At 58.9% G+C, this 15,720-nt stretch carries 10 protein-coding genes; 2 read left to right on the top strand and 8 right to left on the bottom strand.

Going from position 1 to position 15,720, the window contains the following annotated elements:
* Nucleotides 1-488: 488 nt before the first annotated feature.
* On the top strand, nt 489-938 hold the full coding sequence (locus ACEXKH_RS02405; protein ID WP_373572954.1) for a hypothetical protein: 450 nt from the start codon (nt 489-491) through the stop codon (nt 936-938).
* Nucleotides 939-1,146: 208 nt separating this feature from the next.
* Here the strand turns inward: ACEXKH_RS02405 and ACEXKH_RS02400 are convergent, their stop codons facing one another.
* Nucleotides 1,147-1,566, bottom strand: coding sequence for a YjdF family protein (locus ACEXKH_RS02400; protein ID WP_373572953.1), 420 nt, complete (start codon nt 1,564-1,566; stop codon nt 1,147-1,149).
* Between the two features lie 612 nt (nt 1,567-2,178).
* Here ACEXKH_RS02400 and ACEXKH_RS02395 point away from each other — a divergent pair.
* Nucleotides 2,179-2,709, top strand: a complete 531-nt coding sequence (locus ACEXKH_RS02395; RefSeq protein WP_195503676.1) for a flavodoxin family protein — start codon at nt 2,179-2,181, stop codon at nt 2,707-2,709.
* A gap of 107 nt (nt 2,710-2,816) precedes the next feature.
* On the opposite strand, the gene ACEXKH_RS02390 is transcribed toward ACEXKH_RS02395, so the two are convergent.
* The 7 genes from ACEXKH_RS02390 to ACEXKH_RS02360 all read right to left on the bottom strand — a co-directional run bounded on the left by ACEXKH_RS02390 (nt 2,817) and on the right by ACEXKH_RS02360 (nt 15,626).
* Nucleotides 2,817-3,257, bottom strand: coding sequence for a hypothetical protein (locus ACEXKH_RS02390; RefSeq protein ID WP_373572952.1), 441 nt, complete (start codon nt 3,255-3,257; stop codon nt 2,817-2,819).
* Between the two features lie 254 nt (nt 3,258-3,511).
* Nucleotides 3,512-5,752 carry a DNA gyrase subunit A gene (locus tag ACEXKH_RS02385; RefSeq protein ID WP_373572951.1) on the bottom strand — a complete coding sequence of 747 codons (2,241 nt, stop codon included), beginning with the start codon at nt 5,750-5,752 and terminating at the stop codon, nt 3,512-3,514.
* Between the two features lie 46 nt (nt 5,753-5,798).
* Complete coding sequence (locus tag ACEXKH_RS02380; RefSeq protein WP_349116581.1) at nt 5,799-7,796, bottom strand: DNA gyrase/topoisomerase IV subunit B; 1,998 nt, start codon at nt 7,794-7,796, stop codon at nt 5,799-5,801.
* Nucleotides 7,797-8,188: 392 nt separating this feature from the next.
* A complete protein-coding gene (locus tag ACEXKH_RS02375; protein WP_373572950.1) occupies nt 8,189-12,556 on the bottom strand; it encodes a hypothetical protein in 4,368 nt (1,455 codons plus the stop codon).
* Between the two features lie 157 nt (nt 12,557-12,713).
* On the bottom strand, nt 12,714-13,718 hold the full coding sequence (locus tag ACEXKH_RS02370; RefSeq protein ID WP_373572949.1) for a helix-turn-helix domain-containing protein: 1,005 nt from the start codon (nt 13,716-13,718) through the stop codon (nt 12,714-12,716).
* Nucleotides 13,719-13,785: 67 nt separating this feature from the next.
* Entirely contained in the window at nt 13,786-14,937 is a 1,152-nt protein-coding gene (locus ACEXKH_RS02365) for a HAMP domain-containing sensor histidine kinase (RefSeq protein ID WP_373572948.1), read from the bottom strand.
* Entirely contained in the window at nt 14,934-15,626 is a 693-nt protein-coding gene (locus ACEXKH_RS02360) for a response regulator transcription factor (RefSeq protein WP_445012652.1), read from the bottom strand. The genes ACEXKH_RS02365 and ACEXKH_RS02360 overlap by 4 nt, the downstream gene beginning before the upstream one ends.
* Nucleotides 15,627-15,720 lie beyond the last annotated feature (94 nt).

Raw genomic sequence — 15,720 nt, 5'->3', positions numbered from 1 at the left:
GCCGAGCGGCTCCTCGTGGAGCGCGGCTACGAGCACACCACGATGATCTGAAGAGCAATACGCTAAATCGAAAAAGGTAATCGAAGCCGCGCCTGTGGACTTATCGAGGGTCGAGATTCCCGCCCCATCCATCGGCACCCAGCAGAAGGTCGTCGACATCCTCGATCGCTTCGGCACCCTAACCAAATCGCTCACCGACGGTAGGATAAACCCCCATGAATATATGAATTGACCTGCTGACTCCAATGAAGATTGGAGGGTAACTGCCAGGGGTGACGGCCCAGCGAGTGTTATTTTGCGAGCTAGGCGCATCGAAAGCGACCTTTCGTGGTATAAACTACTTGCCGGAAGCCGCGGCTTTCAGAGTACGGCTTACGTGTACGTTTAACCTCCGTGGGCGACGGGGTGCCGCAAGGCGTAGAATATCGCCCACCTGTAGGGGCCTGCAGCGATGCGGGCCCCGCTTCGTATGAAGGGGGGCGTAACCGATGAAGATCGTATCCATCTCCCAGGACTTCTTCGACCTCGTCGATGGCGACCGCGAGCTCATGCTTAAGCACAATCGCCCCTGCATCGTGGTGGTGAGGCTGCGTTTCCGCGGGAAGCGCAGGGGCTTCGCCGTGCCGCTGCGTTCCAACATCGCCCCTAACGTGCCCAAAGACCAGTACTTTGCGTTGCCACCCCGCCCCACGACGCGCCCCGGCTGCCGCCACGGCATCCACTACATCAAGATGTTCCCCATAACCAAGGCCTACCAGCGCCGCTTCAGGACCGAGGGCTCGGCCTACTACGAGACGCTCCAGCGCATCATCGATGGCAACACCAAGCGCATTGTCTCCGAGTGCCAGGCGTACCTCGACCGCTACGAGCGCGAGGGAAGGCCTCGCTTTGCCGTCGACATCGACCGCATCGTGGGGCTGCTGGAGGGCGAGAAGTAGGGCACCTCGACTCAGTCTCGAGCCATGCGGAGTCGCTCCGCATTTTTGAACGCCGCGTGTGCGTCCCAAATACTTGAGAAACAAGCTGTGAAGTGCGGTGGCGCGCCCGTGCCCGTGCATAGCCGTCACCATCAGCGTCTACGCGGCGTCGGCTTCAAGTGGAACTGGCACCGCTGCTGTATATGGTTTGCCTTGCTGCAAATGGCGATCAATGCCCACGATGCTTCTGCTTGCGCTTCAGTTTTCTCTGCTCGTAGCGCGCATCAGCCTCTTCCGCGCGGCGTCGGCTTCTTGCATGAGCTGACTCCTGCTTCATCGCTTCTCTCTGTGCTGCGAGCGCCTGCTGCGCCTTGGTGCTCATCGCGGGCCGCTTAAGGGCTTTCGCCGCCTCACGGGCGCGCCGCTTGGGGTTCTTCGCGGGCTTGTTTGTTTCAGTGGCCTTGTCGCCGAAGAACGAGAGCTTCTCCCATTCGCTTGTAACGAATCGCAGGATCTCCTCATCGGACGGCTCCGCGCCGAAGACGATGCGGGCGACGCCGTACTTTCCGCCCTCGACGTGCTCCGCCAGCCCGACCCAGAATTGACCGTCGTGATATACGGTCAGGGTGGACGACACGCTGATCTGCATGGTTGGTTCCTCCTTTATGTAGATGACCATGCAGAGAAGGGACAACCAAGGAGGCAGGTTACTGATGCGGACTCCCGCACGCCCACGACTACCCGACGGGGACTGTGTTTTCATCTCTGATGCCCGCATTGTAGCACGCGCGGATGCGCCCTTCATCGCTGCCGACATGACGTGGCTGGGATTCGTTCCTCGACACATCCTTTTGTATATTGCCTTCCCGGTTTCGAAACTTTAAATCAATTCGAGTTTCGAAACCGGGAAGGAGAGCGTATGTGAGAGGCGATATGAGCATCAACTTGATGCTTGAGGGGGAGCTCGCGTCGCTTCTGCCCATCGGGGACGTGTTCCCGAAGGTCCTCATCTCCCGCATAGGGCATGAGACCTGTACCCGGGAAGGCGTACTCGTGCTGGACCTCGCGCGGTGCTGCTCGGTGAGCAGGGGTTCTGAACACTGCGTAGGAATATAGCGCGACAGGGGGTGCAGCACCGTTTGCGCCTTGTCTAGAGAGCACGAACGAGAGATGTGGTCTGCGGACGACTGAATAGCTTCATCTGTTTTGGTTACAACGAAATGTGTGCCGCGCGCCTGCGGCATGAAGAAGGGAGATTCTTATGAATATCGTTGTATTGAGCGGTAGCCCGCGCAAGGGCGCCAATACCGACACCATGGTCGAGGCGTTTGCCGAGACCGCGCGCGAGGCCGGCCATACGGTCGAGGTCATCCGCGTTGCCGGCAAGAAGATTGCTGGTTGCCTGGGGTGTCAGTACTGCTTTGCCCATGAGGGTGCCTGCGTGCAGAAGGACGACATGGCCGGTGTGCTCGAGACACTGAAAGGCGCCGATATGGTTGTCTTCGCTTCGCCTATCTACTGGTTTGATATCACTGCGCAGGAGAAGGCCGCCATCGACCGCCTGTATGCCTTCGGTGCTACGGGCTTCCCGTTCACCAAGACGGCCCTTTTGCTCGATAGCCATAGCGAGGGCGTCTATGATGCGGCGATCGCTATGTACAAGTCAACCTGTGCGTACTGCAAGTGGGAGGACCAGGGCATTGTCACCATCAGCGGTATGACCGAGCGCGACAGCATGGTATCGTCGCCCAAGTTGGAAGAGGTGCGAGAGCTCGCTCGCAAACTCGCCTAAGGACAAGAAGAACGCATGGCAATCAGCGTTGGCGGAAAGCCTACTTCCCTTACCAAGAGGATTACTGATTGCCATGCGTTGATGTCCTTGTGGACGATCTCCGCGTGCTAGGAGACCTTCTCGCTCAGGAACTCCTTGAATGCGGGGATGTCGAATCCGACGAGGCCACGTCCGCGTTCCCCGATGACGCCGTCCTCGAGCAGGCGGCGTTTGTACTGGCTCGCGTAGTTGCTGGCGACGCCCATGCGCTTGGCTATCTCTGAGACCCTGCTGGGGCCAGAATCGGGCAGCATCGCGAGCAAAAACTCAATGTCTTTATCGGAAAGCTCTCGATAGGTCGTTTCGAGAGAAGCCCGATGCCATGCTTCTCGAGTTGCCTGAAGATGCCATTCATGCACGTGCGCCAGTTGCCCTGGGCTTCTTGAACATATGTCCAAGAAGCCCACTGGGCCAATTTGAACACCGTTTATGCGCGCGTGAGACTGTGAAAGGTAGCTATCTGCCGCTTCTTTGGTTCGCTCGATAATATCTTCGAGCATGCCTGGCATGGCGGAGCCATTTGCTGTACTCCATGGTGTCTCCTTTGCAAGTTTTGCTAATTTTTGCAAGTTTTGCTAACGACCGACCAAAGGGCATCGAAGCAGTGACGCTGACATTTTTTAACGCAGAAAAATAAGCAGAAATCAATTAATCTGCGTTAAGAAATAGTTGAGAAGAAAAACGACGAGTCCCGGGCGCAATGCCGTTGCGCTCCGGGCCTCGTCGCTTTGCGAAGTATCTAACGGTCTCGTTGCCGTGGTACCTAGTCAAACAGACTCGGCATGTCGTTTTCCTTCATGAGGGCGCCGGCGGAGGGTAGGCTCTGCGCGGTGAACTTCTCGGCCGAGACGCCGGCGCCAAGGATCTCCTCGGTCGTGCCGACGGTGGTGACCGAGCGGCCCTTCTTGGCCGTAAAGGCCTGGACGCCCTGCGTGTTGGTGGTCGTCTTGGTCTTGAGCAGCGACGTGTTGAAGTTCATTAGGCGGTAGTCGCTCGAGACCAGCGCGAGGTCGCGGTCCTCCTTGAGCACCTGTGCATACAGCAGCTTGCTGCCGCCGTAGATGGCGTTCTTAAGGCGCTTGCGGTTGGTCTTGGTGATGTATCCGGCAAGCGCGACGCGCACCACGCGGCCGTTCTCAAAGACAAAGAGCACGTCGGCCTTGTAGTCCTCGGGGTCGATGACCCAGATTACGCTCTCGTCGGGTTCCATCTCAAGATCGGTCGGCAGGTACGAGCCCAGCTGGGCCGATTTGGTGTCCTCAAACGCCGCAACCTTGCACTTGTACACCCGGCTCTTGTTGGTAAAGACCAGCAGCTCGTGCGTATTGGCGGACGGGAACTCGATAAAGGGCTTGTCGCCGTCCTTGTACTTGAGCGTGGCGGCCTTCTTAAGCACGCGGTCCGTCATCTTTTTAAGGTAGCCATCGCGCGAGAGCATGATGGTCACCGGGTACTCCTCGACCTCGGGCTCCAAGCTTACCTCGATAACCTCATGGGGCTCGATCCTGCCCGTGCGGCGCGGCATCACGTACTTCTTGTTGACCGCGGCCAGCTCGTCGCTGATGACCTTCTTGATGTTGTCTTCGCTCGAGAGAATCTCCTCAAGCTCGGCAATCTCGCCCTCAAGCTTGGCGATGTCCTTGGTGCGGTTGAGGATGTACTCCTCGTTGATGTTGCGGAGCTTAAGCTCGGCAACAAACTCGGCCTGGGTCTCGTCGATATCAAAGCCGCGCATAAGGTTGGGCACGACCTCGGCCTCGAGCTTGGTGCCGCGGATGATGGCGATGGCCTTGTCGATGTCGAGCAAAATCGCCTCGAGGCCGTGCAGCAGGTGCAGGCGCTCGGACTTTTTGCCCAGGTCAAAGTTGATGCGGCGACGCGTGGACTGAATGCGCCATGCGACCCACTCGTGCAGAATCTGGCGCACGCCCATAACACGGGGATAGCCGTCGACGAGCACGTTGAAGTTGCACGAGAACGAGTCCTGCAGCGTAGTCGAGCGGTAGAGCTTGGCCATGAGCTTGTCGGGGTCGACGCCGCGCTTAAGGTCGATGGCGATGCGCAGACCCGAAAGGTCGGTCTCGTCGCGGATGTCGGCGATCTCTTTGACCTTGCCCTCCTTGGAGAGCTTGACGATGCGCTCGATGATGACATCGGTCTTGGTGGTGTAGGGAATCTCGTAGACCTCGATGATGCGCTCTTCGGGAATCCAGCGCCAGCGGGAGCGAATCTGGAAGCTGCCCAGGCCGGTCTCGATGATCTTCTCCATCTCCTCGCGGCGGTAGATGATCTCGCCGCCGGTCGAGAAGTCGGGCATGGGCATGTACTCGAGCAGGTCGCAGTCGGGGTCCTGCAGGTAGTGCATCGTGGCGGTGCAGACCTCGTTGAGGTTGAAGCCGCAGATGTCAGACGCCATGGCGACGCCGATGCCCTTGTTGGCCGAGACGAGGATGTTGGGGAACGTGGTGGGCAGCAGGCGCGGCTCCTTCATGGCGCCGTCGTAGCTGTCGACAAAGTCGACCGGGTCCTTGTCGATGTCCTTGAAGATCTCGGCGCTGATGGGGGAGAGCTTGGCCTCGGTATAACGTGAGGCGGCGTAGCTCAGGTCGCCCGAATAGTACTTGCCAAAGTTGCCCTTCGACTCCACGAAGGGGGCGAGCAACGCCTCGTTACCGGTGGCTAGACGCACCATCGTCTCGTAGATCGCGGCGTCGCCGTGTGGGTTGAGCTTCATGGTCTGGCCCACAATGTTGGCGCTCTTCTGGCGCTCGCCCTTGAGCAGGCCCATCTTGTACATGGTGTAGAGCAGCTTGCGGTGAGAGGGCTTAAAGCCGTCAATCTCGGGGAACGCACGCGAGACGTTGACGCTCATGGCGTAGGGCATGTAGTTGACCTCAAGCGTCTGCGTGATCGGCTGGTCGGTGACCTCGGAGTGCAGGCCGATCACGTTCTCGGCGTTGACCTGCTTTTTCTTTGGCTGGTTCTTCGTCTTCTTCTTTGCCACGATTTCCTCTTGAACTTCTTATGGGCCGTCGTTATCGATTTTTCCGCTACTGCAGGTCCAGCTGGTCCAGGTATTCCTTGCCATGCTCGGAGATATGGCGCTTGCGGCCCGCCTCGTCGTTGCCCAGCAAAAGGTTGAACATGGTTTCCATCTTGGTGACGTCCTCGGGCTCCACCTTGATCAGGCGGCGCGTCTCGGGGTTCATGGTGGTGAGCCACATCATGTCCGGGTCGTTCTCACCAAGACCCTTGGAGCGGTTGATGGAGCACTTCTGGTCGCCGATTTCCTTGAGGATGCCGTTTTTCTCGAGCTCGGTGTAGGCAAAGTAGGTCTTCTCTTTGCAGTTGATCTCGTAGAGCGGCGACTCGGCGATATACACGTAACCCTCGTCGATAAGTGTGGGCACCAGGCGGTAGAGCATGGTGAGCACGAGCGTGCGGATGTGATAACCGTCGACGTCGGCGTCCGTACAGATGATGACCTTGTTCCAGTTGAGGTTGTCCAGGTCAAAGGCGCCCAGGTTCTTGATGCGCTTGTCCTTGATCTCCACACCGCAGCCCAGCACGCGCATAAGGTCCATGATGATGTCGGACTTAAAGATGCGCGGATAGTCCTCCTTCAGGCAGTTGAGAATCTTGCCGCGGACGGGCATAACGCCCTGGAACTCGGCATCGCGCGAGGTGCGAATGGCGCCCGCTGCCGAGTCGCCCTCTACGATGTAGATCTCGCGACGGCTCTTGTCCTTGGAGCGGCAGTCGATGAATTTCTGCACGCGGTTGGCCATGTCGGTCTTCTGCTGCAGGTTGGTCTTGATGCTCTGACGCGTCTTCTCGGCATTCTCACGCGAGCGCTTGTTGATGAGCACCTGCTCCATGATCTTGTTGGCGGCATCTTTGTTCTCAATCAAGTAGGTCGAGAGGCGCTCCTTAAAGAATGCCGTCATGGCCTGCTGGATAAAGCGGTTGTTGATGGCCTTCTTAGTCTGGTTTTCATAGGACGTCTGGGTGGAGAAGCAGTTGGTCACTAGCACCAGGCAGTCCTGGACGTCTTGCCACTTAATGCCGCTCTCGTTTTTGTTGTACTTGCCTTGTTGCTTAATGTAAGCATCGATGGCGCTAGTGAGGGCGCTGCGGGCAGCCTTCTCGGGCGAGCCGCCGTTCTCGAGCCAGGAGGAGTTGTGGTAGTACTCCTGCATCGTGAAGGTGCGCGAGAAGCACATGCACGCGGTGATCTTTACATTGTAGTCGGGCAGGTCCTCGCGGTCGCGACCGCGGCGGTCGGCCTCGATAAAGAAAGGCTCGGTAAGGTAGTCGGTACCGACCTTCTCGAGCACATAGTCCTCGATGCCCTTGGGGTAGCAAAAGTCCTCTTCGGAAAACTCGCCATCGTCGCCCTCGATACGCAGGCGGAAGGTCACGTTGGCGTTGACCACGGCCTGGCGGCGCATGGTCTCGCGATACCAATCGTGGGGAATGCTGATCGAGGTAAAGACCTCAAGATCGGGGCGCCACTTGATAGTGGTGCCGGTGCGGTTCTCGTCGCTGGGCTCAATCTCGAGTGCCTTCTTCTTGGCGCCGACAACCTTGCCCTTCTTAAAGTGCAGGGAGTACTTGTTGCCGTCGCGCCAAACCGTGACGTCCATGTACTCGGAGGCGTACTGGGTCGCGCACGAGCCCAGGCCGTTGGTGCCGAGCGAGAAATCGTAGTCGCCGCCCTGGTTGTTGTTGTATTTGCCGCCGGCATAGAGCTCGCAGAAGACGAGCTCCCAGTTAAAGCGCTTCTCGGAAGGGTTCCAGTCGAGCGGGCAGCCACGGCCGTTGTCCTCTACCTGGATAGAGCCATCGCGAAAGGCGGTAAGGGTGATGAGCTTGCCGTAGCCCTGGCGCGCCTCGTCAACGGCGTTGGACAGGATCTCGAAGGCAGCATGCGCGCAGCCATCGAGTCCGTCCGAGCCAAAGATGACGGCGGGGCGCAGGCGTACGCGCTCCTCGTCCTTGAGCTGGCGGATACTGTCGTTACCATAGTTTGCGGTGTTTTTTGCCATACTCGCTCTCTCGGTGCTCCTTTGCTGCGTTTAAGTCATATAGATAGTCAAGGTAGCATAGCCCAGCCCACAGACGATTCCAACCAACACGAAATCCATCGAACAATCGTTCGAACTTAGGCTGAAAAGAGCTCACTCGCACAAAACCGAGTCGGTTTTGTCCGAGTAAGTTTGAAGACGGCCGAATGTGTCTTGCTGCGTTTGCGGTTGGATACGTTGTCGAAGACGTGTCGTGCGGATTGTTGGCGAAAAGACGCCGTGCCAAGCTCGAGGCAGAACTCGACTCCTCTGACGACATCTAATGCGTAATGGGCTGGCTCTGGGTATCCAGAACCAGCCCATTTTGATGTTCGATGAGCCGAGTCGGCGTCTCTCACAAAGGTAACTAGGAGCTAGCGAGGCCTATCCGAATTGACCTCATTGGCAGTGTCGGTTTCGAGCGCCGTGCGGCGGGCGCTGTAGGCGACAAGGCCGGCACCAGCTGCGGCGAGTGCTGCAGCGGCTGCCATGAGGGGAGCGTTGACATCGCCCGTGCCCGCAAGCGCGCCCGCTTTTCCGGAGCGCTTTTTATTGCCGTGATTCTTGCCGCTGCCAGATCCACTGCCGCCTCCGGAGCTGCTTTCGCCGGAGCCACCTCCACTCGTGCCACCATCGCCGTCCGCCGTCATCGGGGCGTCGTGAAGCCCTGTGGCGTCCGCGCTGTCGCATACGCCGACCTGAACTTCTGAGCGTTCGCATGACGCGTCGGGCACATGAAGCTCGTGCAGTACGGCACCCAGCGCCGAGTTCGCGCCCGGTCGAATTTCCTCGAGCGTTACGGGATCGAGCGCCACCAGATTACGCGCCTTCGCATACAGCGTTACGCGTTTGCCCACTTCGTCGCTCCAGCTCTCGGGGATGGCGAAGCTCATGCGGAACTGTGCCGTGCAACCCGGTGCCAGCACGGCGTTGCCGTTGTCGGCTACCAGCGGGTGCGTTGCAAAACGTGCGCCCAGCGTCTCGAGCGCGTACTTCACGTGTGCCATGTCGTTGGCCGAAGCGTCCTCGGCAAGCTCTGGATCGTAGATTGAAGCCATGCGTGCGTTCAGTCCGAATCCGATGGAAGCGCTGGAGAACGGCTGGCTGGAGCCCTCTCGGTACAGATCGATCGTGCCGGCGGTCAGCAAGGTGTTGCCGTCGTTTCGCACCGTGACCATGAAGGATTCGCCTGCTGCTCCGGGCACCACCGCGCCCGAGGTGGCGACCGCGCCCGTCGGAGTGGCACACGCCACCAAGGGCACTTCGATGCCGTGCAGCTCTGCCTCGCTCTTCTCCGCGCTCACAATGTGCGTGGCGAGTGCGGAGAGCATGCCTCCCGACGTCAAAAATGTCGTTATCTGATCGACGGGATGGTCCAGCTCGCACATCACGAACGGCTCCGTGAACAGATCACCTGCCAAGGTGCTGGCGAAGATGCGGAAGTGCTTGCCCATCACTGCTACTGGGTTGCCTTCTTCGTCGTAGGTTTGTCCCACCTTGCCATCGGTGTTCTCTACATAGAGCACGCACCTGCCATTGTTGCTTACGCTAAACGATGCCGGGCCACAGCCTGCGGCACCCACGGGCTGCGTTGCAAATGCCGATGCGCCTCGCGTCCAAGTAATATGCTGCAGCTGTTCGTTGACGGTTGCCAAAAAGCCCGAATGCTGTGGCCACGGCGCCGCACGGGGTACCGTGGCGTCTGGTGGCATAACGCCCCAGCCCGCAATGGACTGGCCGATTACGGCGTATGATGCGCAGCCGCAACCGTCTGCAGTCTCGTACGCAACGGGCACCACCATTTTGCCGTTGATTTTTTCGGGCTCGCCCAGCTCGATACTCGACGGTGCTTGTGGAAAGCGGAGAACTTGGCGGAACGTCAGACTGTCGCCCGAAACGTCCGACCATAGGGTAAAGCACTCCAGCGCAACCTCGGCCTCGCTGCCGAGCGCCTTTTCTGCGGTGGTCCCGCGGCGGTGGAGGTAAGCGCCCGACAGACGTCCGTCGACCAGCGCCTTGCCCACCGTGATGCGTGGGCACTGCAGACAATGGTGGCCATCCTCCTGAAGGCGGCCGCGCGAGATGCTGCGCCACGACGTGTGCGACATCACGCGAATTCCGTCGTTGCTTATGCGCAGACGCACAACGGACAGTATGCCGGCTGTGCTTGCCGTATCGAAAAGGGTGTTGTCGCCGTCGGGGCGCTCGCCCGAGACCAACAGCACGTAGGCGTCCTGGTTTCCTCTTCCGTCCGTATATTCCACCACGTCGAAGTCGTAATCGTATATGCCGTCGCGCTCCACGTCGTTCTCGCCAAACCCAAGGGGAAAATCCACGGGCGTGGGAGCGGACCACGTGCCGTTTGCCTTTGTGTGCACCACTAGGCGCGAGCGGCCATTGTCGCCGTAGCGCACCGAGGCGATACGGAACAGGCATTCTACGCCGGCAATCATTGCCAGCTTCATGTGAGCTTCGCTGAGCACGCCAGTAAACAGCACGTTGTCGCTCGAGGGCTTGATGCCGCCACGCTCGTCCTCCGATACACCAGCAGAATTGGCGTTGGGGTCCGCAACGGCGTTCGTCGCCTGCCCGTTATAGGTGTACTCATACATCGACGCGGCGTTTTCGCCGTTCTCTATCAGTGCGTGGACGAAATGCTCGATCTGCCCCGTGTCGTCGCTTTCTGCATCCGCCTCGAGCTCAATGCGCGTGACCGACCGGTCCCAATCGCGCACGATAGGCGCGACGTTTACGGCAGTGGCCTTAACCTCGGCGCGTGCGAGCAGCTCAGCGTTGGTGACGATGGTGGCCGATGCGATGAATTGCGGCACGCCGCCCGCCTCGATGTTGCTGGGCGCGCCAAAGCGGGCATCCAGCGTATAGGGCGTATCTCCACCCAATGCGAGCTCAGAGCGCTGGAGCACATACTGGTTGCCATTGTTCACCGACATATTCCACGAATCGAGGAGTGTGGGCCACGACCCCGACCAAGCCTTGGTGGTCCACTTGAACATGACAAACTGGAGTATCACATCGACATCGACGTCTGCACCTACGCGCAGTCGCGGAAGCTGGTGTCCATCTGCCTTCTCGTACCCAATGAACAGCGTGAGGGATGCGGCGCCGCGCACGGCAGACGAAGCGACGCCTGCAACGCCGGCGCCAAAGGTGACGGCAAGCCCGATCTGGATGGTGAATGAGCCCGAGGTGTTTGAAAAGTCGAGCGAAATGTTTTTAAAAAACGCCGCGCCGCTGCCGTGCGTGTGGGCACCCACGGCGAGCGCCAGCTTCGCCAGCACCCAGGGGTTGACGTTTAGGAAAAACGGCACCGGTCCTAGGGTAAACTGCTCGGTCCAATTGAGGTCGGTTCTTACTTGAAAGAGCGCCTTAATATTGCCGTATGCGGGGTCGTTGTTGTTGCCCCAGGTTTTGCCCACCCAATCGTAGGCGAGCGAGCCGTACAGCTGTGTGGCGATATCCATCGTGAACAGCAGCGTGCAATGGTGGCGAAGGAGCCTAGTGTTTCTTGGATCGGTTCCCGAACCGGCACTCATACTCTTGTACTGATTCCACTTCCCCTCCATCTCGTCGAGGTAGCGGTTTGCCTGCTTGGCGCCCGACTCGCGCGGCGATTTCTTCCAGTACTCCGGATCCGGATTGCCTGAATCGTTCATGTAGCCGACCGGTTTGTATCCTCCGCCAAACAGCACGTACCCGGCAAAAGAGAAATCGAACAGAATGGGGAATGAGGGCATCCAGCACGTGAACTTATTGCCGCCGATGCCGGGAAACGCCGCCGGGAAATCAAACGGAGTGATCTCTTGGTCCATGGTAGTGGGGACGATAGTGGTCGATCCGGATTCCGCCTTTGCCGCCGGCGCGGTAACAACGGCCATAGGGGATGAGAGCGTGTAGGTTTTGCCCTGGTAGTCGAGGACAAAGCGCAGCTTGCACCCTTCTTCCAGAAGGCCCGAAGCTGCATCGAGGAACGTGTCTTCAAGCGTGAACGTTGCCAGATTATCCGCACCCGATGCGCTGGCCTTGACTTGGCCAATCTGCGTGAAGGTTTCGGGTGAGCTGCCCGCGGCAGGCGCCACTTTGTTGATGCGCAGCGTTGCCTGTCCACCCTGTGGCAGATGTGCCTGCACGGTAAAGGCGTGCGTATCGGGCTGCTCGTTTGCCGTGTCGTCCTTCGGCAATGTCATGAACGTGGCTTCAGCGTACTGGATGTCCCATTCGTCGAATGTGAGCTGGCGGAAGTACGGCTCGCCGTCGGAAAGCGGACGCGTGGGCGCGGTTATGGCGGTGCCGCCCTGGATACGCGCAAGGGGAATCTCGACATCACGGTAGCCCGCCATGCTAATGGAGATGCCGCCGTTAAAGTCGTACGCGTCGAGAAGCGTTGCCTCGTCCACGTAGCCTTCCGAAAGAGGCGCGACCTCAAAGATGGCCGTGCCCTCGTCGTCGGTAGTGGCGGAGAGCTGCTTGCCCGCGGCATAACGCGACGCGAGCGTGACCTGGGCTCCCTTGATGGGCATATTCTTGTTGGCGACGTCGATCACAACCACACCAAACATGGTGCGCGAGAGCACCAGGACCTTGAAGGGGTCTTCTTCGTCGGCATAGGCCGCGGTGGGCGCGAACGGCAACATGAAGGCGTTTGCGCTTCCCGGCACGCGCGGTAACATAACGCTCGCCAGCGAGGACGCTCCGGCAACAAGTAACGAACGGCGATCAAGCATCTTTGGCTCCCATCCCGCAGGTATCGGTGGAAATAATCCAATTTTGCGAGAAGGCGCCACGTGGCGGTAGTGCCGTTCGATGGCCAAAATGTCCAATTTGAGCGTGCGAAAGCGTCGGGCCCCCGGGACGCTTTCGATATGCCAGGTAGTCTGGCCGCTAACGCAACATATGCGCGACCAGCTCGGCGCGAGTTCCGATACCAAGCTTGGCATACACTCCTGATAGGCGGTTTTTGACGGTACCCGGCGATACTCCCATATGGCGTGCGATTTCGGCGTTGGTCCACCCACGACAGGCGAGCATGGCCATGGTGAATTCCGTGGTCGTTAGATCGTCGGCCACGTCCTCGCCCGAATCGGGGTTGTGGATGCGCCGCCAACCGTAGCTGAATCGATACGTAATCTCGATGATGCGCGCGAAGTCGTCAGGGTATCGCGTTTTTAGACACGCCTCGATAAGCCCCTGCAAAAGGCCGTGGTGTTCGCCGATGAGTTCGATAAGGCCGTCGGGACGCGCAACGTCCCAAGCGGCTCCGAAGTGTGCCTTTGCGGTGTCGATGTCCTTGAGGCTCATGCATGCCATGGAAGCTGCCAGGTGCAGGAACAGTTCCGAGATCGGATAGCTCCCTTGTTTCATGATCAGGGCGTTTTCCGCCATGCCCAGACTGCGGCCATATTCGCCGCGCAGGTACAGGGCATGCGCCATCACGTAGCTGGCGAACAGGCGCAGGCCTTCGGGCAGATGCGCCGCAAGCGGATAAAACTCTTCGGCGGAATGCGGGGAAGGCAAGTGCAGCAGGACGCTCGCGGCCGAGGCGAACAGGATGTGCGTGGCGTGGATGGCGGGCGATTCCTTGTCGGCTGGCGTATCGAGGCCGCCCACAAGGCAACGGCGAGCATCGGCGATACGGTTGAGTGACAGACTGGCGTATCCGCAGATAAGGCATGCGGAATAGCGCAGTGCGGGGTCGGTGGCGTCAAGATAGGGGCGTGCTGCCTCGGCGGCGAGCATGGCTTGTCCGCGAAAGTACAGCGCTTCTGCCGTGGCGATGGTGCGTGAATCGGGGTCGGAAATGCTTGTAACCGCAGCGTCAATCTGCCCCGGCACAAAGGCGGTGCACATCAACGGCATGGGAATGCGCGGGTAGCCATCGCAGTCCATCTTCCATCTCCCATCGGGTGGCAACAATGCAGCAATTGTACCTCTGTTGCTCGGGACCCCTTTCGTTTTACTGTTCGGTTAACGCTGCGGATCGTTTTGGAAGGCTTACGAGCATGGTGGTCCCGTTCTCGGAACTTGCTTCGACCCCTACCGTGCCACCGTGAAGCGCTGCAATCTCCCAAACAAGCGCTAGCCCGAGTCCTGCGCCGCCATATGCCCTGCTGCGGGATTTGTCTAGACGAAAGAACGGCTGGAAGATGCTCTCTCGGTACTGCTTGGGTATTCCCGGGCCCTCATCTTTGACTCGCAGGAGCACGTGGCTGTCGCTGCCGCTGATGGAGACGTTGACAGTCGAGCCGGAGCGGCTGTAACGGATGGCGTTTTCGACCAGGTTGAACACCAGCCGATAGAGGAGCGCATCGTTCCCGATTACTAAAGCGTCTCCGGCGCAATCGAGGGTTACGTCCTTATTCTCGGCAAGTGGCGCAAGGTCGGCGAGGACCTCTTCGGACAAGGGGCCAAGTTCAACATCGTCCTCGCAAGGAACGCTGCGGAGCTCACTCATCTCGAGCAATACCTTGGTCATTCGAGACATGCGCTCGGTTTGTTCTTGTAGCAGGCCGAGCAGCTCGGCTGTTTCGGATTGCAAACCGGAGTGCTCGGAGATGAATAGTTCAATCTGTGCTTGCATAAGGGCGAGCGGGGTGCGCAGCTCGTGTGCGGCGTTGCCGGTAAACTGACGCTGTGCAGAGAACCCTTCGCCAAGACGGGCGATCATGTCGTTGAAAGAGGCACTGCATCGTTGTAGCTCGGTGGGCACATCTTCACTGAGTCTGATTTCGCTTAGGTTGTCAGGCTGCACACGCTCAACCTGGGCGGCAAAAGCTCGTAGCGGTTTGAGCGCACGGCCGCTCACAAAGTATGCCAGCACGCCGCCAAGGAGTGTGACTCCAGCCGTGATGCACCAGGTTGTCGTGCCAAAAGACTCCTGTGCGTCGTTTACGACGATCGTGATCTTGTCATCGGGGGTCGCTTTCGTTGGGTCGAACGCCTGGGGCGAATCTTCGCCGGTTGCGTTAAAGGCCGAGATGTTACTGCCGATGGCATCCATGTAGCGCATGCCCGTATAGCCGACCAGGCAGTTCGTCAGCACGCATGCCGCACACGTGAGCAGTGCCGTCATAATCGTTAAGCGCCATTGCAGGGAAAGCCTTTTCATTCGCTATCCTCCATAACGTAGCCCTCTCCAATCCGATTGCGAATCGGGTCGTATCCCAAAGTGCTGCGTAGCTTTTTGCGGAGTGACGAGATGTGAACGCGGGTTGCGTTGCTAAAGCTGTTTACGCTGCTATCCCAAACGTGCTCGATAAGCTCCTCCTGACTTACCGGACGCCCCTGATTAAGCATCAGGTATTCCAAGATTCCCGTTTCCTTGCGCGTAAGAGATAGAGCCTCGCTGTTCACGGAGGCGATGCGCGCCTTGGTGTCAAAGCGGAGCTCTCCGCAGGTTAAAACTATGTCGCTTTGTGTAAAGCGTCTGAGGGTAAGGCTGCGGATCCTTGCCGCAAGCTCGTCCAGATGAAACGGCTTGGTGAGGTAATCGTTGGCGCCGGCATCGAGTCCAGCGACTTTATCGGATACTTCGCCACGTGCGGACAGAATCAGTACCTTAGTCTCGCAGTCAGTTTTCCTAAGTTCCCTGAGTACGGTCATGCCGTCGATACGGGGAAGGTTGAGGTCGAGTACCACGAGGTCAAAGACTTCGACGCCCAGCAGGTCGAGCGCCTCCTGCCCGTCGTGGCAGCAGTCGACGCTGTACGCCAAGTTTCGCAAGCTGCGCGCGATTGCGTCACACAGCGCCTGCTCGTCCTCGACGATCAAAATACGCATAACGGTCTCCTTGCACATTCCAAATCGCGCTTAACACGGATTTTATAGCCGATATGGTCCAATGGTCGCGTAACGAAAGGAGTGGTCAGGTTGTTCAAAGCGGTAAAACCCG

Origin of the sequence: Collinsella aerofaciens ATCC 25986 (assembly GCF_964259375.1) — a bacterium.
GTDB classification, from domain to species: Bacteria; Actinomycetota; Coriobacteriia; order Coriobacteriales; family Coriobacteriaceae; genus Collinsella; species Collinsella aerofaciens_BO.
This window is presented reverse-complemented; position numbering and strand designations above follow the sequence as displayed.